Origin of the sequence: Blautia sp. OF03-13, assembly GCF_003460685.1 — a bacterium.
Taxonomy (GTDB): Bacteria; Bacillota; Clostridia; order Lachnospirales; family Lachnospiraceae; genus Fusicatenibacter; species Fusicatenibacter saccharivorans.
Genome location: NZ_QTVR01000007.1, coordinates 1 through 21,321 on the forward strand (window position 1 = coordinate 1; position 21,321 = coordinate 21,321).

Below are 21,321 nucleotides of genomic sequence, written 5' to 3' on the forward strand. Positions count from 1 at the left end.
ACCCCTTGAAGACGACGAGGTAGATAGGGCAGGGGTGGAAGTGCCGTAAGGCATGGAGCTGACTGTTACTAATCGGTCGAGGGCTTGACCTGAATGGTTGTGTTCACAAGATGGAATGATAGATGTGTAGTGTATGCGGTTTTGAAGGTATATCAAATATCTTCAATTAAATAATCCTCGATAGCTCAATGGTAGAGCATTCGGCTGTTAACCGAAGGGTTGTTGGTTCGAGCCCAACTCGGGGAGTGAATGAGACCTGCAGGGATCCTGCAGGTCTTTTCGTATATTGAGTTGCCCTGTGTGATGTGATACAATAAGGCGTAGCTACTGTAAACGATGAAGGAGAAAAGAAAGATGAATGAAAGTTATACCAGTTTTGCCCAGGTATATGACATGTTCATGGACAACGTGGACTATCCTGCCTGGAGCAAATATCTGATTCAGCTTTTAAAAGAATATCAGGTGGAAGACGGACTGGTGCTCGATCTTGGCTGTGGAACGGGAAACATGACCGAGCTGCTCGCCAAAGAGGGCTACGATATGATCGGCGTGGACAATTCTGAGGATATGCTCGAGATTGCCAGTGAAAAACGCGCCGAGTCCGGCTTAAACATTTTATATCTGCTTCAGGATATGCGGGAATTTGAGCTCTACGGAACCGTGAAGGCGGTTGTGAGCATCTGCGATTCCATCAACTATATTCTGGAGGAAGACGATCTGCGGGAAGTCTTCTCACTCGTCAACAATTATCTGGATCCGAAGGGCATGTTTATTTTTGATTTGAATACCAAGTATAAATATGAACAGATGGGTGAGACTACGATTGCGGAAAACCGCGAAGAGGCAAGCTTCATCTGGGATAATTACTATGACCCGGAGGAAGAGATCAACGAATATGAGCTTGCCATTTTCATCCCGGAGGGAGAAGATTCCGATCTGTACCGTAAATTTGAGGAGGTACATTATCAGAGAGCGTACGATCTTGCGACGATCCGCCGCTTATTGGAAGAGGCAGGCATGGAGTTTGTGACGGCCTACGATGCATTCACAAAGGATGCGCCGAGACCGGAGAGCGAACGTATTTATGTCGTAGCAAGAGAAAAAGGAAAAAGTGAGAAATAGGAGAGAAACATGGATTATATTGTAAGAGCAACAGCGGCAGACGGACAGATTCGTGCGTTTGCAGCGACAACAAGAGAAACCGTAGAGACAGCACGCCAGGATCACAACACGAGCCCGGTTGCAACCGCAGCGCTGGGCCGCCTTCTGACGGCAGGTGCAATGATGGGCGTTATGATGAAGGGAGATAAAGACCTTCTGACCCTGCGCATCCATGCCGGCGGACCGCTGAACGGCATTACCGTAACAGCAGATTCCAAAGGAAATGTAAAAGGTTACGTCGGAAACCCGGACGTCGTGATTCCGGCCAACAAAAAAGGAAAACTTGACGTGGCAGGTGCTGTCGGCGTCGGATTCATGGATGTCATCAAAGACCTGGGACTGAAAGAGCCGTACGTCGGACAGTGCGTTCTGCAGACGAGTGAGATCGCAGAGGATCTGACCTACTATTTTGCAACGAGTGAGCAGGTTCCGTCCAGCGTCGGACTCGGTGTGCTGATGAACAAAGACAATACCGTCCGTCAGGCCGGCGGCTTTATCATTCAGCTGATGCCGTTCTGCGATGAGAAAGTCATTGAAAAACTGGAGCAGCGTCTGGCAGAAGTCAATTCCGTTACCGCATTCCTTGACGAGGGCCTGACTCCGGAGCAGATTCTTGAAAAACTGCTTGGAGACATGGACCTTGTGATCAACGATACCGTGCCGACCCAGTTTTACTGCAACTGCAGCCGTGAGCGTGTATCGAAAGCGCTGATAGCGGTCGGAAGAAAAGAACTGAACGAGATGATTCAGGAAGCAAAACCGGTGGAGCTGAAATGCCATTTCTGCAACAGCGCCTATGAATTTTCTACCGAGGATCTGAAAGAATTATTGCGTAAGAGCAAATAACAGTACTGTTTCAGGCGAAACGGAGGCTGTGAGAGCTTCTGTTTGCAGAAAATCTGTAACAGGGAACCAGATAGTGGAGGAAGAAAGAGATGAAACAGGGATTCGTAAAAGTTGCCGCCGCTTCCTGTGCGGTAGTGGTAGCGGATGTCAGAGAAAATACGAGAGTCATTCTGGAAACGATTCATAAAATGGAGGGCGAGGGAGCAAAGGTGATGGTGCTCCCGGAGCTGGCTCTTACCGGCTACACCTGTAGTGACTTATTCTGGCAGAGTCAGATGATTGATGCGGCGAAAGAAGGATTAAAGGAAATTGCCGATGGCACGAAAGAGACCGATGCGCTGATTTTTGTCGGACTGCCGTGGGAACAGGGCGGAAAGCTGTTCAATGTAGCCGCTGCGCTTTGTCACGGAGAGCTTCTCGGTGTTGTGCCGAAAAAGTATCTGCCGAACTATAATGAATTTTATGAGCTGCGTCATTTTGCGCCGGGAAAAGAAGCGGTGACAACAACGGAATTTTTTGGAAAAGAGGTTCCGTTTGGCATGAATCTGCTCTTCCAGTGTGAAAAAATGCCGCGTCTTAAAGTTGCAGCAGAGCTCTGTGAGGATCTCTGGACTCCAAATCCGCCGAGTGTGGCGCATGCGCTTGCAGGTGCGACAGTGGTCGTAAATCTTTCTGCCAGTGATGAAATGGTTGGAAAAGACAGTTACCGGAGAAGCCTTGTGAGCGCACAGTCGGCGCGTCTGATCTGCGGCTATATATACGCGACAGCAGGCGAGGGCGAGTCGACGACAGATCTTGTCTTTGGCGGACAGCATCTGATTGCTGAAAACGGAACCATTCTTGCCGAGGCAAAACGATTTGAGAATCAGATCATTTGCGCAGATCTCGACGTGGATCGTCTGACAAGTGAGCGCAGAAGGATGACCACGTATCCGGAGCAGAGAACCGATGGATATCAGGTCGTTCGATTTTCATTGGCAATAGAAGAGACAAAGCTGACCCGCTACTTCGATCCGCGACCGTTCGTACCGTCAGACAAGCATAACCGCGATCAGCGATGCGATGAAATTTTAAATATCCAGGCTATGGGACTGAAAAAACGTCTGGCGCATACCCATTGCCAGAGCGCAGTCATCGGTATTTCCGGCGGACTTGATTCGACGCTGGCGCTGCTCGTAACGGCAAGAGCATTTGATCTGCTTGGGATTCCGAGAAAGCAGATTCTGTCTGTGACGATGCCGTGCTTTGGGACGACGGACCGTACGTATCAGAATGCCTGTGAGCTGACAAGATGTCTTGGCGCAACCTTAAAAGAGATCGATATTAAGGAGGCAGTCAATCTTCATTTCCGCGATATCGGACAGAATCCGGAGAAACACGATGTGACGTATGAAAACGGACAGGCGCGTGAGAGAACGCAGATTCTGATGGATCTTGCCAACCAGTCCGGCGGTATGGTTATCGGAACGGGTGATCTTTCCGAGCTGGCACTTGGCTGGGCAACGTACAATGGCGACCATATGTCGATGTATGCCGTCAATGCGTCCGTACCGAAAACCCTGGTGCGCCATCTGGTGCAGTATTATGCGGACACCTGCGGGGAAAAAGCACTTTCCGATATCCTTCTGGATGTGCTCGACACGCCGGTCAGCCCGGAACTGCTGCCGCCGAAAGATGGTGTCATTTCTCAGAAAACAGAAGATCTCGTCGGACCGTACGAGCTTCATGATTTCTTCTTATACTATATGCTGCGTGTGACGTACGAACCGCTCAAGATTTACCGTGTGGCAAAACTTGCATTTGCCGGTGTCTACGATGATGCGACGATCTTAAAATGGCTGAAAACGTTCTACTGGAGATTTTTCGCGCAGCAGTTCAAACGCTCCTGCCTGCCGGATGGCCCGAAGGTCGGAAGCGTTGCGGTATCCCCGCGCGGCGACCTGCGTATGCCGAGTGATGCGTGCGTGAAGCTCTGGAGAGAGGAACTCGACCAGCTGTAAAAAACAAAACAGGAAATACGGAAAGAAACAAAGATAATCCAAATTGGTGCAGGGAATCAAATTTTGAGATGCACGACAGAAAAAAGGCTTCGGAGCAGAAGAATGCTTCGAGGCCTTTTTGCATGGAAAGATCAGGATTCTGCGGAGGAAGGATTTTGAGCCTGTTCGAGCGCCTGATTGATCGCGGAGACGAGCAGTTCGGAGGTGTAGCGGTCGTCCTCTCCGTAGATGAGGCCTTCCGTCGTCTGATTCACATAGATCTGGCTTGCGATGGAATCGAGCGCGGGCTCCATGAGCGGATACATGGCGGCGGTGGTTTCACTTAAGTTATTCAGTGAAATCGCGGTGATGCGGTCCTGCTCAACATTGACCTGCACATCGAAGGTCTGGTCGCCGAGGGAGATCGTGGAGGTGTAGATGCCGGGAATGTAGCGTGCATTTTCGGCGGAAGCAGCAGTGGTGACAGAAGGTTTTTTCGCAGAATCCTTCTTCCCGGAGAACATGATCAGAAACACCACGAGAAGAATCAGCGCGAGAGCAAGAAAAACAGCGGTGTAAACCACTTCTTTCATATGTAGTACAACAATTTTCGTTTTGGAACTCATGGGCGGGCACACTCCTTTTTGAAAAGCCGTCTGCGGGGCGGGAAGCGGGGGCGGAACAGGCGGGCGTTTTTACTATAATGTATGTGGGAAGAATGGTTTTTATGAAGGTTGTTCTACAGCAGGTTGATTGCATCAAAAAAAAGAGTCTGCTATACTGTAGCTATGTTTATTTTGGGGCAGAAATGGATCAGAACAGGAGGAGCAAGGTATGAGTCTGCAGTTTATTATGGGAAATTCGGGGGCCGGAAAATCGCGGTATGCGTATGAAAAAATCCTGGCGGAAGCGGCGCGCCACCCGGAGAAAAATTATCTGATTGTCGTGCCGGAGCAGTTTACAATGCAGACACAGAAAGAACTCGTGTCTCTGCATCCGGCGGGCGGAATTTTAAATATTGATATTTTAAGTTTTCAACGTCTGGCCTACCGTATTTTTGAGGAGACCGGAGGAAGCCTGTATCCGGTGCTTGAAGAGACGGGAAAAAGCCTCGTGGTGAAGCGCGTTGCGCAGGAAAAGAAAAAGGAGCTGACAATTCTTGGCAGCACGTTAAAAAGAACCGGTGCGGTTTCGCAGATGAAATCGCTGATTTCCGAGCTGAAGCAGTATCAGATTGCGCCGTCCGAGCTTGATACGTGGGCGGAAGAGACGGGAGAGAAAAAGCTGCTGGCGGCAAAGCTGAAGGACACCGGTGTGATCTACCGTGCGTTTGAGGAATATCTGGAAAACCGTTACGTGACGGCGGAGGATGTGCTGGAAGTTCTGGCGGGAAAGCTGGAAGAATCGGAGCTGATTAAAAACAGTGAGGTACTGGTGGATGGGTTTACCGGATTTACGCCGGTGCAGATCGGTGTGCTTGGAAAGCTGTTCCGGCTCTGTGCGAAGGTTTATGTGACGATTATTATGGATGAGCGGGAGGACCCGTATAAAAAGGCGATTCCGCATCAGCTTTTTGCGATGAGCCGCCAGCTTGTCCAGCAGCTCATGAAAGCGGCAGATGAAGCAGGGTGCCCGGTGGAGCCGGAAATCTGGGTCAGACGCTCGGGACATGGCCGTTTTCAGCCGGGAAGCACGATGGATCAGCTGGAGCAGAGACTGTTCCGGTATGGGAAGAGAGGATTTTCCGGAAATGGAATAGAAAAAAGACCGGAATCAGGAACGGAAGCAAAGACGGGAAATCCGGCAGCAGGACACGAGGCGAACCAGCAGGGAATCTATATCAGCGTAGCGCCGAATCCGCGTGCCGAGCTGGAAGAGACGGTGCGTCTGATCCGCCGCATGGTGCGCGAGGAGGGCATGCGCTACCAGGATTTCGCCGTTCTGACCGGAGATCTCTCCGTTTACGGTACGTATGCGCGGGAAATCTTTGAAAAATGCGGTGTTCCGTACTTCGTTGATGAAAAACATTCCGTCCTGATGAACCCGTTCGTCGAATTTCTGCGCGCGGCGATTGAGATGGTCGTGCAGAGCTTTTCCTACGAGAGTGTCTTCCGCTATCTGCGCTGCGGTCTTTCGAGTCTGAACCGTGAGGAGACAGATGCGATGGAAAACTATGTCCTGGCACTTGGCATCCGTGGGCTGAAAGCGTATGGGGAGACGTGGACGAGGGGTTACCGCGGCATCAAGCCGGATGAAGTGCCGCAGCGCAATCTTCTGCGGGAGAAGTTCTATGCCGAAGTGCAGCCGTTTGCGGAGCAGATGAAAAAGAAAGATGCCACTGTGCGGGAGCGGACCGAGGCGCTGTATGCACTGGCAGTGCAGAATCAGATGCAGCAAAAGCTCGAGGAGCGGCGGCAGCAGTTTGAGCAGCAGGGACAGGAGGCGTTCGCAAAAGAATACAGCCAGATTTACGGCATTGTCATGGAGCTGCTGGACAAAATTGTCGAGGTGCTGGGCGATGAGAAGATGACGCTGGCAGAGTATCAGGAAATTCTGGAAGCGGGATTTGCGGAGGCATCTGTCGGTATTATTCCGCCGACGGCGGACCAGGTACTGATCGGTGATAATGAACGGTCGCGTCTGAAGGACATCCGCGTGCTGTTTTTCGTCGGCGTGAATGACGGGCTGATTCCGCGCCACGACGCGGGCGGCGGCATTCTCTCGGAATATGACCGCGAGGAGCTGGAACGGGCGGATGCGAAGCTGTCCCCGACGGCGCGGGAGACGATGTATCAGCAGAAATTCCATCTCTACCGAAATCTGACAAAACCGTCGGAGCGGCTGTACCTTTCCTTTGCGAAAGCGGGCGCGTCCGGCGAGGCGCAGAATCCGTCGTATCTGATCAACGAAATACGAAAACTCTTCCCGGAGATTCCAGTGCGGGATATTGAAAAAGAGGAAAAACCGGAGGAAAAACTGGAAATGCCGCGTTCCGGCGAGGCACTGTTTCTGGAGGAGCTTGGCAGAGCGGCGGAGGGAGAGATCGATCCGCTGTTTGAGGAGCTTTACCGCTGGTATGCGGCGCACCCGGAGGCTGGAATTCCGGCGGAGACGTATCGAAAAGCGGCGTTTCTGCGGTGTGCGGACGGCGTAATCGGAAGGAGTGCGGCATCGGCACTGTACGGAGATACGTTAAAAAACAGTGCAACGCGGCTGGAAAAGTATGCGGCGTGTGCGTTTGCCCACTTTATGGAGTTCGGCCTTCAGATCCGCGAGCGGGATCAGTATGAGCTGAAAGCGGCGGATATGGGAACGGTCATGCATGAGGCGCTTGAGAAGTTTTCGAAAAAACTGCAGGAGAACGGTGAGACCTGGAAGACGGTGACCGATGACACGCGTGACCGTCTGATTGAGGAGTGTGTCGAGGAGACGATGGCGGACTATGGAAACACAATTTTTCAGAGTTCAAGCCGGAATCAGTACCGCATTATCCGCGTGAAGCGGATCCTGAAACGAACTGTCTGGGCACTGCAGCAGCAGATCCGGCAGGGAGAATTTGAGCCAGGGGAATTCGAGGTTTCGTTCTCGATGGAGGACTCGCTGTCGGCGATCAACATCGATCTGTCGGAGCATGAGAAAATGCGTCTGCGCGGACGGATTGACCGCGTGGATCTCTGCGAGACGGACGATAAGGTCTATGTGAAAATTATCGATTACAAGACGGGAAATACGTCGCTCGACCTGGTGGCGCTCTATTATGGACTGCAGCTGCAGCTTGCTGTTTATCTCGATGCGGCGGTGGAACTGGAGCAGAAAAAGCATCCCGGCAAGCAGGTGGAGCCGGCGGGCGTGTTCTATTATCATATTGATGATCCGATGCTCGATCAGGAGGAGGATGAGACCGACGAGGCGTGGGGCCGGCGGATGCTGAAAGCGCTGCGGATGGACGGTCTTGTGAATGCGGACCGGAAAGTTGTGGAGCTTCTCGACCGCGTGCTTGAGGACGGAACGACATCCGATGTGATTCCGGTTGGAAAGAAGAAGGATGGAAGTTATACGAGCTATTCGAAAGTAGCATCGCCGGAGCAGTTTGATGTGATCCGTACGTACACCAGAAAGAAGGTGCGTGAGATCGGCGAGGGCATTTTTTCGGGCAATGTAAAAATTTCCCCGTATCAGCGGGACGGTGCGACGGCGTGTGCGTACTGTGAATATCAGGGAATCTGCGGTTTTGACCAGAAAATTCAGGGATACGAGTACCGCAAACTGAAGGGCATGGACACGGAACTGCTGATGAAGGCGATGCAGGAGATAACACAAAGTGATCAAAAGGAGTGACTGCCTTCCGGAAAGGAAAGAGAAATGCAGTTTTCCATGTATGAGAAAGTAATCAGCCAGAAAGAAGAGGGAGAGATAAATGGCAGTAAAATGGACAGCGGAACAGCAGAAAGTCATTGATACGAGAGACCGGAATCTTCTGGTCAGCGCGGCGGCAGGTTCCGGAAAGACGGCGGTTCTGGTAGAGCGGATCCTTGCGATGGTAAAGGATCCTGTGCGTCCGATCGATGTTGACCAGCTGCTCGTTGTGACTTTTACGCGGGCAGCGGCAGGTGAGATGAAAGAGCGAATCGGCCGTGCGCTGCAGCAGAGTCTCGAGGAAGATCCTGAGGATGAGCATCTGCAGAGGCAGCAGACCCTGCTTCACCATGCGCAGATCAGCACGATTCACGGATTCTGTTCGTACGTTATCAAAAATTATTTTCAGATGATCGATCTTGATCCGGTGTACCGCATGGCGGATGAAGGGGAGATCCGTCTGATGAAAAGCGATGTGATCCAGAAGGTCATGGAAGAACGCTTTACGGAAAAGGAGTCTGCATTTACACGGTTTGTGGAGAGCTACGCGGCGGGAAAGCAGGATGACGGGCTCGATGCACTTGTGCTGAAACTGTATGAGTTTTCCATGAGCTATCCGTGGCCGGAGCAGTGGCTCGAAGAGTGCCGGGCGGCGTACCAGATGGATTCACCGGAAGCAGTGCAGGAGAGTATCTGGGTACAGGAGCTGATGAGCGAGGCGAAAAAGCGGCTCTCGAGTATTCTGGAAGGGATTCAGGAAAACCGGAAAACAGCAGTAAGCTCTGGAGGACCGTATTTATATGATGAGGCGCTGGCTTCTGACCAGCAGATGGTGGAAGAACTGCTGGAAACAGAATCGTTTGATGAACTGGTGCGCGCGATGGCCGGAATGAAGTTTAAAGCACTTTCGCGGAAAAAGGCAGACGATGTGAGTGAAACGCTGAAAGATCAGGTAAAGGCGGAGCGCGATGCATGCAAAAAGGAGCTGCAGAAGTTAAAAGAGCAGTTCTTTGAGAAGGACAGCGCTGCGATTGCGGAGGAGATTGCCGACTGCCGGGAGCCCATCGGGGTGCTGATTGATCTGACGGAGCAGTTTGCAAAAGCGTTTGCGGAGAAAAAACGGAGCAAAAATATTCTCGATTATGCCGATCTGGAACACTTTGCGCTTGAAATTCTCGTGCAGCAAAAAGACGGCTGCCTGGTGCGGACCGATGCGGCGCGGGAGCTGTCGGAGCAATTCCGGGAAATTATGATCGATGAGTACCAGGACAGCAACTTTATCCAGGAGGCACTGCTCTCTGCGGTGTCCGGTGAGGAGGACGGCAGGTGGAACCGGTTTATGGTCGGCGATATCAAGCAGAGTATCTACGGATTTCGTCTGGCGCGGCCGGAGCTGTTTCTGGAAAAATATCGCACGTATCAAAAAGACGGAGAAAGCCAGCAGAGGATTGATCTCGATAAAAACTTTCGAAGCCGGCCGGAGGTGCTTGCAGGGGCGAACTATGTGTTCCGTAAGCTCATGAGTCCGGAGCTTGGCGGCATTGCGTATGATGAGGCGGCGAGCCTCCATGCGGGTGCGGCGTTCCCGAAGAAAGAAGAGGGAAATACGGATCCGTGGCAGAGGGCATACGAAACGGAGCTTCTGCTGCTGGACGACCAGGCGCCGGAGCTGGAAGATGATAAATCCCGCGAGACGAAGATGGAAACGGAGGCGGCTGCCGTTGCGGCGCGCATCCGGGAAATGGTTGGAAATGAGGAAGTTGTGGATAAGGAGACCGGGGAATACCGGAAAATCCAGTACCGGGATATCGTCATTTTGCTCCGTGCGGTCAGCGGCTGGTCGGAGACGTTTTCGCGTGTGCTCCAGGCGGCTGGAATTCCGGCTTACAGTACATCAAAAACAGGGTACTTTTCCACGCAGGAAATTGTTACGGTGCTGAATTATCTGCATCTGTGTGATAATCCATGTCAGGAGATTCCATTTACGGCCATTCTGCGTTCCCCCATCTGCGGATGCACAGACACGGAGCTTGTAGCGGTGCGTTGTGTGGATAAAGACGTGAAAATTTACGAGGCATGTGGAAAATATGCGGCGATGGGGGATGATGAAGCACTCCGGGAGAAGCTGAGGAGGTTCCTTGCACAGCTCGAAACGCTGCGAAGCCGCGTGCCGTATACGCCGATCCATGAGCTGATCACACAGATTCTCGAGGAGACGGGCTACGGCGGCTATGCATCTGCAATGCCGGGTGGTGTGCAGCGGCGGGCAAATCTGGAGATGCTGGTGGAAAAGGCGGTGGAATTTGAGGCGACGAGTTACCGTGGACTGTTCAACTTTATCCGTTATATCGAGCAGCTTCAGAAGTATGAAGTCGATTTCGGCGAGGTGAATATTTACGGGGAGAGCGCAGACACGGTGCGTATCATGAGTATTCACAAGAGTAAAGGACTGGAATTCCCGGTTGTATTCCTCTCGGGCATGGGCAAATCGTTTAACCAGATGGACAGCCGTGCGGCGCTTGTACTCCATTCCCGGATGGGCATCGGCGCGGATGCGATCGATCCGGAGCACCGCGTCCGTCAGGCGACACTGCCGCGGCAGATCATCCGGCAGAGCATGAAGCTGGAAAATCTGGCGGAGGAGCTGCGGGTGCTTTACGTTGCCATGACGCGCCCGAAGGAGAAGCTGATTATGACGGGCATGGCGTCGAAGCTGGAGAGCCGCGTGAAGCAGTGCGCGGCACATGCGGGGCGGCAGGAGGAGCTGCTGTCATATCAGACATTGAGCAGTGCATCCGGGTATCTCGACTGGATTTTGCCGGCATTTTCGAGAAACCGGTGTTTCGACGGGCTGTATGAACAATTCGGTCTGGCAGGGAATGCGGACAATCCGCTGTATGCAGAGAAAATTCCGGTAACGATCCGCCTTGTATCACCGGCAGGACTTGTTGAGGGAGAGGTGCTGCATCAGATGGAGCGCGCGGTGAATGAGCAGAAAATCATGGAAATTCCGAAGCAGCCGCCGAGAGAAGCGGCGCTGAAGGAACTTGTGGAGGAGCGGTTTGCCTACCAGTATCCGTATGAGAAGGAAAAACAGATTCCGGTAAAGGTTACCGTTTCACAGCTGAAGAAGGCCGGGATGGAGGAATCCGAGATCGGAAAAGAGCTGTTCGCGCAGGAAGAACTCGTACCAATTGTGCCGGGCTTTCTGAAAAAGGATCATGTTGCGGCTCTGACGGGCTCTGACCGCGGAACGGCGTACCACCGCCTGCTGGAATGTCTCGATTACCGCAGAGCGTACAGCATCACAGAGCTGATGGCACAGACGGAGGAATTGATTGCAGAAGGAAAGATGACGAAAGAAGCAGCGGAATGCATTTATTTCAAATCAATCCTCGCTTTCGCAAAAAGTCCGGTTGGAATGCGGATGCGGAATGCCTTTTTGAATGAAACCCTGAAACGGGAGCAGCCGTTTGTGATGTCCGTTCCGGCAAGTGAGGCAGATCCGTCCTATCCGGAAGATGAAACCATTCTCGTGCAGGGAATCATTGACGCATGGTTCCCGGAGGGGGATGAGATTGTTCTTGTGGACTACAAAACGGACCGTGTGAAAGAAGTCGGGGAGCTGAAAAAGCGGTATGAAAAACAGCTCGCCTATTACCAGCAGGCACTGGAGCGGACGACAGGGAAGAAAGTGAAAGAGAAAATTATTTATTCGCTGGCACTGGATGAAGAGTTGGTATTGTAGGAAAAAACTACTAGAAAAAACAACTGTCAAAACAGGGATAAAGTATGATATCATAGTTGAGAAACAAACAGGTATTGAGAAATAAAGAGAAAAAAGGAGATTCAGCGATGATTCGAAAAATTGTTCAGATAGAGGAAGACAGATGTACAGGATGCGGGCTTTGTGCGCATGCCTGTCATGAAAGTGCGATTGCGATGGTTGACGGGAAGGCAAAGCTGATCCGGGATGACTACTGCGACGGATTCGGTGACTGCCTGCCGGTCTGTCCGGCAGATGCGATTTCGTTTGTGGAGCGGGAGGCGCTGCCGTATGATGAGGAGGCGGTAAAAGAGAACCAGCGGAAGGCAAAAGAGGCGGCCGGACAGGAGAATACCGGAGCAGGAAAAGCAGGTGAAAACAGCTGGGCGATTGACCGTGCAGATGCGCAGGAAAATTCTGCAGCAGTTCCGTCCCGGCTCCGCCAGTGGCCGGTGCAGATCAAGCTGGTGCAGGAGCGGGCTTCGATGTTTGCAGGAGCAGACCTTCTCGTTGCGGCGGATTGTACAGCGTATGCGTATGGAAACTTCCACCAGGATTTTATTCGGGATCATGTCGTTCTCGTAGGCTGTACAAAACTTGACGATATCGATTATTCCGAGAAACTTGCGCGGATTTTCATGCGGAATGATATTAAGAGTATCACGGTTGCACGCATGGAGGTTCCGTGCTGCGCAGGAATGGAGCGTGCCGTGAAGATGGCGCTGAAAGAGAGTGGAAAGAAGATTCCGGTGAAAACCGTGGTGATTTCTACGGAGGGGGAAATTTTGTAGAAAATCAGATATAGTAATTAGCGTGTGCCCTTAAAAGTATTTTTACAATTGGTACATTCTGCTTTGTGGAATATGTAAGACGAAAAAAATGAAAAGCTCGGTAAGAGGTATTAGAAAAATAAGTATGACGAAGATACAAAAGGAGCTTCTTGGTGCGCTGATCGGTCTGGCCCGGTCGGTAGATGGAAGAGGAGAAGCAGCAAAAGGTGAATCGCAGGAGTTTTCCAGCGGTGACAGCAATGGTCACCGCCCGGACAAAGCCACGCATGAGATTCTGCTTGGCGGAATTTGTGCGGCAAATCCGGAAAAAGAGCTGAGGGAAGAAGAGGGGAAATCCTGGATTGTACGCGTGGAGGCAGAAAAGAACCGTCTGAATCCGGATTGCGCAGTGTGCAAGGGAAAATGCGGCAGAACAGATAACTATGATCTCGAAGAAATGGAGACAGATGAACCGTCGGATCGGGCACGAAAAGAGCAGATTCTTGCGGAATTGTTTCCGATGGCAGAAAAACTGCAGCAGCTTCGGAAAGAAACAAAAGAGCAAAACGAAGAATTGCAGGGGGCGGTTAATTTTTTGTATAAGGCATTGTTTGCGATTGGAAACTATGTCGGGGAAAAGAGTCTGCAGAGCGTGGTGCAGGAGATGAATAACCTTTTTGTTAAATTGGAAAATGTATTGAAATAAGTAGAAAATAAGAAAAATCCTCTGTCCGGAGTGTATAAAAAACCCCGGAAACAGGGGATTTTTTGCGTTCTGCGCCAAGTGCATAAAACGTATTATCGCGTTTTCACAAAGTTTTGCAAAAGCAGACAAAATTGCAGACAGGCGCTTGCAACAGAAAAATGAATAGGTTATAACATTATAACAAGGTGGCAGGAGAACCAATACAAAGAAATGAGATCCTAGTGGCATATAAACAGAAAGAATACAGGGAAAAGATGAAAAGGGACGGAAGCGGGATGGAGAAGAAAAAATATATCCTTCTGGATGTTGGCGGAACGGAAATCAAAGGAAGTGTGTCGGACAGAAATGGAGTAAGAACAAAAATCCGGAAATTTCCAGCACAGGCGCAGAAGAGCACAGAGAAGATTCTGGACAATTTTGCAAAGATCTGCCGGGAACTGATGAGAGAAGCAGACGGAAGTGTTGTCGGAGTTGGGATGGCGATTCCGGGTCCGTTTGATTATGAAAATGGAATCAGCCGGATGCAGGGACTGAATAAGTACGATGCCATTTACGGGATTCCACTGGAAAGAGAAATCAAGGCGCGCGTGCCGGAACTTGGATCAGCACGATTTTTGTTTTTACATGACATTGAAGCATTTGCACTGGGAGAAAGCTGGTACGGAAACTGTCGTGATGCGGATAAAATTCTGTGCGTCTGCATCGGAACCGGCGCCGGGTCGGCTTTTGTAGAAAACGGGAAAACGGTGAAAACAGGAAAAGGTGTGCCGGAAAATGGATGGATTTATCAACAGCCGTTTGGAGATTCCATTTTGGACGATTATCTTTCTGTGCGCGGGCTGGAGCAGATTAGCCTGGCTGTGACAGGAAAAGTGTGGAGTGGAAAAGAATTGTATGGTCTGGTAAAAGCGGGAAACATGGAGGCAGAAGAAGTCTGGAGAAGATTTGGAGCAGATGTGGCGGCTGGCCTTCTTCCTGTGCTGGAGGAATATCAGCCGGATCTGCTGCTTCTGGGCGGACAGATTGCAAAAAGTTTTTCCTGGTTTGGAAAAGAACTGGAAAGAGAGTGCGAGAAAAGAAAGATTCGGATTCAGATAGAAACGGAAACATCCGGCCGTGCCATGGAAGGCCTGTTGTCACAGTTTCCTGAAAAAACACAATAGAGCAAAAATATTTTCAGAAACAAAAATACAATGCTATGGAGAGAAAAGAAGAAGGAGAAACTGCAAAAATGGATAGAAATCCGGGAGCACCGCCGCTGTATGCGCAGCTGGAACAGATTCTGAAACAGCAGATCGAATGCGGCACGTACAAAAAAGGAGATTTTCTGCCAACAGAAAAAGAGCTGATGGAAAAGTACGAGCTTTCGCGTGTGACAGTACGCCAGGCGATGACGAATCTGGTACAGAGCGGTTACGCCCGTGCACGGCGCGGCATCGGAACAGATGTTGTCTACGAGAAAGTCGAAGAGCAGATGGAAGGTGTCATCAGCTTCACGGAAGAAATGAAAAAGCATCACATCGAAATGCAGACAACATACTGCAAGATGGAACTGATAAGTCCCGGGGAAACGGTAGCAAGAAGTTTGCAGATTCCATTGACGGAGCCATGTTATTGCCTGAAACGTGTGAGGAATGCTGTGGGAAAACCCATGGTCTATACCATTACGTATCTGAAAAAAATCTGCGAACTGCCAACAGAGCCGGAGCCATACATGGAATCGCTGTATCAGTATCTGCGGGAGGAACATGGAATCTATATTGAATCCGGCCGGGATACGCTTGAGGCGGCACTTCCATCGGAAGAGGTGCAGAAAGCACTGAAAATTGATGCGCAGATGCCTATTTTTATCCGGACACGGCAGACATTTCGGAAGGGCGGCGAGGTTTTTGAATATTCGATCTGCTATTATCCGGGAAATCGTTATAAGTACACGGTGGAACTGTAAACATATGACATATAAAAAAACAAAACTGGACAGAAGTGCGAAATCCGCCAGATGCGAAAGCGTTGAAACAAAGATGATAGGTCTGATCGGCGCAGGAAACAACCCAATGGATGGAAGAAAAATTAAGAAAAGGAAAAGAATCCAAATGAATTTAAAAAAGAAATATGGAAACTACGAATTACATCCGCAAATGAAGATCACAGGATACGAAAATGAAATCTGGGATGAAAAAAAGGAGATCATCGAAGAATTAAAACGGGCGGTTCAGGAAAAACAGAAAGAAAAGAAAACCTGTATTCTTTCCTTTGATCTGTACCCGGGTGTACGAAAAGAAGAAATGATGGAACTGGCCAATGCGCTGCAGCCGGACCGGATTTTTGATATCGAAGACTGCGCAAAAGACGAAGAAACGCTGTTAAGAGAATTTAACGATTACATCACCGATGACCGTGTTTTCGGCATTATGTGTCATAAAACCATAGACACCTGGTTTGAGAGCGAAAAGCTGGAAACCATGAAAAAAGCAATTGAGACAGAATGTGCGGAAGAAAAAGATACAAACGGTGGTCTGATCGTGATCGTTGGTACAGCGACAGAGCTTCTGGCCGAGGCAGATCTACTTGTTTACTGCGATCTGACCCGCTGGGAAATTCAGCTCCGCTACCGGAGCGGCATGCCAAACTGGCACAGTACCAATTATAATGATCCGATCCTGACGAAATATAAACGGGGATTTTTCATTGAATGGCGTCTGGCGGACCGCTATAAAAAAGAGCGGTATGAAAAATTCACGTATCTTCTGGATACGGAGAAAGAAAATGCACCGGTTCTTACAACGGGAAATGCCTTCCGAGGCGCACTGCAGCAGCTTGCCAGAAAGCCATTTCGTATGGAGCCGTATTTCGACCCTGGCGTATGGGGCGGTCAGTGGATGAAGGAAAACTTTGGTCTGGATGCATCGAAGGAAAATTTCGCGTGGAGCTTTGACGGAGTTCCGGAGGAAAACAGCCTGAATCTGGAAATCGGCGGAAAAGTCTTAAAAGTACCGGCACAGGATCTTGTCTTCTATGCGCCGCATGAACTGCTGGGTGAAAGAGTCCACGGCCGGTTCGGCGCAGAATTCCCGATCCGTTTTGACCTGCTGGATACGATGGGCGGTCAGAACCTTTCCCTGCAGGTACATCCGCTGACCGAATATATCTATGAAAAATTCGGCATGCCATATACGCAGGATGAGAGCTACTATCTTCTGGATGCCGATGAAGATGAGGAAACGTATGTATACCTCGGCCTCAAAGAAGGTGTGGATAAAAAAGAGATGGGGCGGGAACTTTGTGCAGCAGAAAAAGGAGAAGAACTTTTCCCTGCGGAAAAATATGTCAACAAAATTCCGGTCAAAAAACACGATCATGTGCTGATCCCGGCAGGAACGGTGCACTGTTCCGGAAAAAACACGATGGTGCTGGAAATCAGTGCGACACCGTATATCTTTACCTTCAAACTCTGGGACTGGGGCCGCCTTGGCATGGATGGACTGCCGCGTCCGATCCATCTCGACCACGGTATGAAAAGTATCCAGTGGAACCGCGATACCAAATGGGTGTACGACAATATTGTCGGCCAGACCAGAACGCTGGAAAAAACAGAAAACTGTGAAGTAGAGCGCACCGGACTGCACAGCCGCGAGTTTATCGACACAATCCGCTATACACTTTCCGGGCCGCACACCGTCTCGATGGATGACACGGTTCATGTGATGAATCTCGTGGAGGGACGAAGTGCCCGCATCGAGAGCATGGATGGCAGCTTTGCACCGTTCACGGTACATTACGCAGAAACCGCCATCGTTCCGGCAGCGGTCGGAACATACCGGATTGTACCGGAAGAGGGCGAAATGATTAAAATGCTGGTAGCATCTGTGGGGTAAAGAGAGATAAAAATTTTGAACAACATAGAACAGGAAAAGGAGAAATTATCATGACACACAAAATCAGAGAAGTCTACATTGTACATCATTCCCATACCGATGTGGGTTACACCGATCTGCAGGAACAGGTTATTTATAACCAGGCAAACAACATCCGCCGGGCAGTCGAACTGATTGAAAATGGAATCAAAAACAACACAACCCAGAAAGATCTGAAATGGAACTGTGAGACATGGTACTGCGTGGAGCAGTTTTTCAAAATGGCAACGGAGGAAGAAAAAGAAAAGTTTTTCGATCTGGTAAAAAAAGGAAACATCGGTCTGTCTGCCAATTATCTGAACTTTAATGATCTTGCCGACTGCAAATATCTGAAAGAAAAAATCCATACGATGCAGGAAATCTGCGGCGAAAAAGGAATCCAGATCAAAACAGCCATGATTGCAGATATTAATGGTATCTCCATGGGACAGCGCGATGCCCTGATCGAAAACGGAGTAGAATTTTTGTATACCAATATCCATACCCATCACGGCATGTATCCGCTGTATCAGAACCAGAAACCGTATTTCTGGGAAAATGAGAACGGACAGCGTCTGCTGGTATGGAATGGTGAGCATTATAACCTGGGAAATGCCCTCGGCATCGTCCTGAATAAAAATGTTAACTTTATGACAGAAAATTACTTCGGCAAAAAGAATGGTGATGTGACAGGACTTCTGGAAAATCTGCACACGAATCTGGCTGCGAGCATAAAGGAATATGAAGAAAACGGTTATCCGTACGATTTCTATATCACCAGTGTTTCCGGCGTTTTTTCGGATAATGCGCCGATCAACCCGGCCATTGCAGATACGGTTGCGCTGTTTAATGAAAAATATGGCGAAGAAGTCACCATGCATATGGTGACGCTTCAGGAATTGTATGACAAAATCCGGGATAAAGTGCAGGATGCACCAGTGTATCGGGGTGCCATCAATGACTGGTGGGGCAATGGCGTTGGAAGTACACCATATGCGGTAAAACATTACAAAGAAGCCGTACGACTGAACCATATCTGCGACCGACTGGAAGAAAAAACAGGGGTACATAACGAAGAACTGATCCAGGCTTATGGCGACAATTCTCTTTTGTATGCAGAGCATACCTGGGGTCATTCTGCTACGGTAACGAATCCGTACGATACCATGGTAACAAATCTGGATATGCGGAAAAACAGTTATGCATCCAAAGCACATGAGGCAGCAGCGATGCGTAAAAATGAGCAGTGCCATAAACTGGGTGATATTCTGCGCTATTATAATCTGTCCGGTAAAGTGAAGGCGGTCTCCACAAGCCATCAAAAGAGAGTATTTCCGGTAGAATTTTACGTAGAAACTTTAAGTCTTTCTGCAGTTAAAGTAACCGATGACAAAACAAAACAGGAGATGGAAGTGCAGCTGTCGGCGCATCCGCGCGGAGTGCTGGTGAGCTTTCTGGCCGAATTCGAGCCGATGGAAGAAAAAACATTTACCTATGAAGAGCAGCCGGCTCCATCCCAGACGCTGTTTACCAGAACGGCCTGGGTGGGCGCAGAGCGGGTACGTGATATTGTGAACACGTACGATCCGGAAAGTTACAAACTGCCTTACGGTCTGGAAAATGATTTCTTCCAGATCAAATGGAGAGTCGGAGAAGGCATCACATCCTTCTATAATAAAAAAGCAGGAATAGAAATGTGCAAATCCGGTCTGGAAACATTCTTCACGCCGGTTTATGAACGCACCGAAATACGGAAGGGTGTTTATGCGGAACGCAGTCTGATCGGAAGAAATATCCGCGGACTTCACGCAGAGCAGTATCAGGGTGACCTTACGGATGTGAAAATTCTGGATCACGGACCGGTGTTTACCAAAGTAGAACTGATCTTTACCCTGGAGGGAACGTATCACAGCAGTGTTGTGATCAAAATGTACCGTCATCTTCCGAAAATTGAGTTTTCTTACCGGGTAGCCAAAACATTAAGCGAGGATATCGAAAGCCTGTACCTTCCGTTATCGTTAAATCTTCCGGATGCGGAAGTGATGATCCAGAACGGAGGTGTTACCATGCGCCCTGGTATTGATCAGCTTCCTGGCACCAATATGGAATACTATATTGCGGATGAAGGGCTCGTTTACCGGACAAAAGATCAGACGATTCTGGTTAATACTTTTGACACACCGTTACTTTACATGGGGGAGATGGAATCCCACCCAATCCTTCTGTGCGATAACAAAGAGGAGAATAATAAACGGCCGGTTTACAGCTGGATTATGAATAACACATGGGAAACAAACTTCAAGATGGACCTGTCCGGATTCAGTGAGTTCCGTTATGGAGTGGAGATTGTGGAGCAGGGAACCGCAGAGAAAGATATGGAAAGCCTGTCAGATAATGACAAGGGTGTGGTTACCTTTATTTGCGGGTAATCATTGTTCCGCGGTTTTACGGCGGTGTCAGGCAATGAGGCCATGGCTGTCTGGCGGTAGTATGAAAAACAGCAGAAGATGAAAAAAGACAGCGGGGAGTATGACAATTAGACGAAAAAATCAGACTTTCCGCTGCTTTTTCGTTAAAAATGAAAACAGGCGAAAAAGTACTGCGTTAATATTAAGATGTTATGTGACTTAACACAAGAACACAGATTTTCTGTCTAAAAAATCAAAAGAAACAGAAGAATACTCCTCGATCTATACAAATTAGGACTGGAAAATAAGAATTTTAATATACAAAATAACGAAAAGGCTATTGACAATCTTTCTAAAAGATGTTAACATCTAAACACAAGTTAAGAAACAAATAGAGGGCTGTTGGTAACATGGCAGAGAGAAAATCAGTATCCATGCAGGATCTGGCAGATAAGCTGGGCATCAGTAAAGTAACAGTTTCCAAGGCGCTGAACGGAAAAGACGGCGTGGGAGAAGAACTGAAAGAAAAGATTTTTGCGCTTGCGAGAGAATCCGGTTATGTCCTTCCGGACTACGGAAAACGGAAGAGCAAAAAAGTCGGTATCATCATGAGTCCGCGGTTCAGCTCCGGAGACGAAGGAAAATTTTATATGGCAATGTACGAGCGGATCATCTACGAGCTGCAGAGAGCATCCTGCTCGAGTATCATGATTTCTCCGACAACAGCAACACTCCCGTCGGACATGAACACGATACAGACCAGAGGGCTGTTCGACGGCCTGATCTTTCTTGGTATTCTCGATAAGGGTGTCCGGGAGCAGATTGCACAGATTGATCTCCCGAAAGTGTATGTGGACATCTACGATCGAACCCACAAATCCGATTCCGTCATCACCGAGAATATTTACAGCTCCTATGAGCTGACCAATTACCTGATCCAGCAGGGCCACACAGACATCGGATTTGTCGGAACCGTAGGAAGTACAACCAGTATTTCCGACCGATATCTCGGATATCTGCGGAGAATGCTGGAGGAGGGAATTTCCCCGAAAAATGAGTGGAGAATCCCGGACCGAAGCGATGAAGCATTGCCATTCCGCTTTTGCTACCGGAGAAGCTGCCCACCGCATTTGTCTGTAACTGCGATGCCACCGCATTCAAATTAGTGCAGGCATTAAAAGAGCGTGGAATCTGCGTACCGGAGGATGTTTCCGTGACCGGTTTTGATGATTCCATTTATGCACAACTGTGCAGTCCGCCGCTCACCACGGTTGCGGTTGACACCGACGCGATTGCACGTCTTGCGGCAAAACGTATGATCAAACATATGAATGAACCGCAGAAAAAGAGCGGCGAGGTATACCGCATTCCCGGAAAGATTATTTACCGGGATTCCGTTTGTAAGATAAACGGATAAAGTGATAAGCCCGAGCAAT

14 protein-coding genes, 1 tRNA gene and 1 rRNA gene are annotated in these 21,321 nt (G+C 49.5%); 15 read left to right on the top strand and 1 reads right to left on the bottom strand.

Annotated elements, in window-relative coordinates; all coding sequences use genetic code 11:
- From DXA55_RS06680 to DXA55_RS06700, 5 genes are all read left to right on the top strand, one after another.
- A 23S ribosomal RNA gene (locus DXA55_RS06680) occupies positions 1-92 on the top strand; the annotation flags it as partial.
- A gap of 82 nt (positions 93-174) precedes the next feature.
- Positions 175-246 (top strand) — tRNA-Asn (locus tag DXA55_RS06685).
- A 108-nt stretch (positions 247-354) separates the two neighbouring features.
- Positions 355-1,122: a class I SAM-dependent DNA methyltransferase gene (locus DXA55_RS06690; protein WP_022462420.1), complete on the top strand. Its 768-nt coding sequence runs from the start codon at positions 355-357 to the stop codon at positions 1,120-1,122.
- A 9-nt stretch (positions 1,123-1,131) separates the two neighbouring features.
- Positions 1,132-2,007: an Hsp33 family molecular chaperone HslO gene (gene hslO, locus DXA55_RS06695; RefSeq protein WP_022462421.1), complete on the top strand. Its 876-nt coding sequence runs from the start codon at positions 1,132-1,134 to the stop codon at positions 2,005-2,007.
- 89 nt (positions 2,008-2,096) lie between these two features.
- Entirely contained in the window at positions 2,097-4,007 is a 1,911-nt protein-coding gene (locus tag DXA55_RS06700; protein ID WP_117804862.1) for an NAD(+) synthase, read from the top strand.
- Positions 4,008-4,138: 131 nt separating this feature from the next.
- Here the strand turns inward: DXA55_RS06700 and DXA55_RS06705 are convergent, their stop codons facing one another.
- Positions 4,139-4,612, bottom strand: coding sequence for a hypothetical protein (locus DXA55_RS06705; protein ID WP_022462423.1), 474 nt, complete (start codon positions 4,610-4,612; stop codon positions 4,139-4,141).
- A 208-nt stretch (positions 4,613-4,820) separates the two neighbouring features.
- On the opposite strand from DXA55_RS06705, the gene DXA55_RS06710 reads away from it, so the two are divergent.
- The 10 genes from DXA55_RS06710 (at position 4,821) to DXA55_RS17635 (ending at position 21,302) form a co-directional block, all read left to right on the top strand.
- Entirely contained in the window at positions 4,821-8,324 is a 3,504-nt protein-coding gene (locus tag DXA55_RS06710) for a PD-(D/E)XK nuclease family protein (protein WP_117804853.1), read from the top strand.
- A 79-nt stretch (positions 8,325-8,403) separates the two neighbouring features.
- On the top strand, positions 8,404-12,090 hold the full coding sequence (gene addA, locus DXA55_RS06715; RefSeq protein ID WP_117813460.1) for a helicase-exonuclease AddAB subunit AddA: 3,687 nt from the start codon (positions 8,404-8,406) through the stop codon (positions 12,088-12,090).
- Positions 12,091-12,197: 107 nt separating this feature from the next.
- A complete protein-coding gene (locus DXA55_RS06720; RefSeq protein WP_117509979.1) occupies positions 12,198-12,899 on the top strand; it encodes an ATP-binding protein in 702 nt (233 codons plus the stop codon).
- A gap of 124 nt (positions 12,900-13,023) precedes the next feature.
- On the top strand, positions 13,024-13,584 hold the full coding sequence (locus DXA55_RS06725) for a hypothetical protein (protein WP_117813462.1): 561 nt from the start codon (positions 13,024-13,026) through the stop codon (positions 13,582-13,584).
- Between the two features lie 275 nt (positions 13,585-13,859).
- A complete protein-coding gene (locus DXA55_RS06730) occupies positions 13,860-14,747 on the top strand; it encodes an ROK family protein (protein ID WP_117813556.1) in 888 nt (295 codons plus the stop codon).
- 68 nt (positions 14,748-14,815) lie between these two features.
- Complete coding sequence (locus DXA55_RS06735; protein ID WP_022461968.1) at positions 14,816-15,532, top strand: GntR family transcriptional regulator; 717 nt, start codon at positions 14,816-14,818, stop codon at positions 15,530-15,532.
- Between the two features lie 145 nt (positions 15,533-15,677).
- On the top strand, positions 15,678-17,459 hold the full coding sequence (locus DXA55_RS06740; RefSeq protein WP_117813558.1) for a class I mannose-6-phosphate isomerase: 1,782 nt from the start codon (positions 15,678-15,680) through the stop codon (positions 17,457-17,459).
- A 50-nt stretch (positions 17,460-17,509) separates the two neighbouring features.
- On the top strand, positions 17,510-19,906 hold the full coding sequence (locus DXA55_RS06745; protein ID WP_117813464.1) for a hypothetical protein: 2,397 nt from the start codon (positions 17,510-17,512) through the stop codon (positions 19,904-19,906).
- Positions 19,907-20,295: 389 nt separating this feature from the next.
- A complete protein-coding gene (locus tag DXA55_RS06750) occupies positions 20,296-21,051 on the top strand; it encodes a LacI family DNA-binding transcriptional regulator (RefSeq protein ID WP_242998387.1) in 756 nt (251 codons plus the stop codon).
- The gene (locus tag DXA55_RS17635; RefSeq protein ID WP_330415143.1) at positions 20,988-21,302 is read left to right on the top strand and encodes a substrate-binding domain-containing protein; all 315 of its coding nucleotides are present in this window, start codon (positions 20,988-20,990) and stop codon (positions 21,300-21,302) included. Before DXA55_RS06750 ends, DXA55_RS17635 begins: the two co-directional genes overlap by 64 nt.
- Positions 21,303-21,321 lie beyond the last annotated feature (19 nt).

Coding starts and splice junctions, on each gene's coding strand:
- DXA55_RS06710 (WP_117804853.1), top strand. CDS start 4,821: ATGAGTCTGCAGTTTATTATGGGAAATTCGGGGGCCGGAAAATCGCGG.
- DXA55_RS06745 (WP_117813464.1), top strand. CDS start 17,510: ATGACACACAAAATCAGAGAAGTCTACATTGTACATCATTCCCATACC.
- DXA55_RS06750 (WP_242998387.1), top strand. CDS start 20,296: ATGGCAGAGAGAAAATCAGTATCCATGCAGGATCTGGCAGATAAGCTG.
- DXA55_RS06720 (WP_117509979.1), top strand. CDS start 12,198: ATGATTCGAAAAATTGTTCAGATAGAGGAAGACAGATGTACAGGATGC.
- DXA55_RS06700 (WP_117804862.1), top strand. CDS start 2,097: ATGAAACAGGGATTCGTAAAAGTTGCCGCCGCTTCCTGTGCGGTAGTG.
- addA (WP_117813460.1), top strand. CDS start 8,404: ATGGCAGTAAAATGGACAGCGGAACAGCAGAAAGTCATTGATACGAGA.
- DXA55_RS06730 (WP_117813556.1), top strand. CDS start 13,860: ATGGAGAAGAAAAAATATATCCTTCTGGATGTTGGCGGAACGGAAATC.
- DXA55_RS06740 (WP_117813558.1), top strand. CDS start 15,678: ATGAATTTAAAAAAGAAATATGGAAACTACGAATTACATCCGCAAATG.
- DXA55_RS06705 (WP_022462423.1), bottom strand. CDS start 4,612: ATGAGTTCCAAAACGAAAATTGTTGTACTACATATGAAAGAAGTGGTT.
- hslO (WP_022462421.1), top strand. CDS start 1,132: ATGGATTATATTGTAAGAGCAACAGCGGCAGACGGACAGATTCGTGCG.
- DXA55_RS06735 (WP_022461968.1), top strand. CDS start 14,816: ATGGATAGAAATCCGGGAGCACCGCCGCTGTATGCGCAGCTGGAACAG.
- DXA55_RS06725 (WP_117813462.1), top strand. CDS start 13,024: ATGACGAAGATACAAAAGGAGCTTCTTGGTGCGCTGATCGGTCTGGCC.
- DXA55_RS06690 (WP_022462420.1), top strand. CDS start 355: ATGAATGAAAGTTATACCAGTTTTGCCCAGGTATATGACATGTTCATG.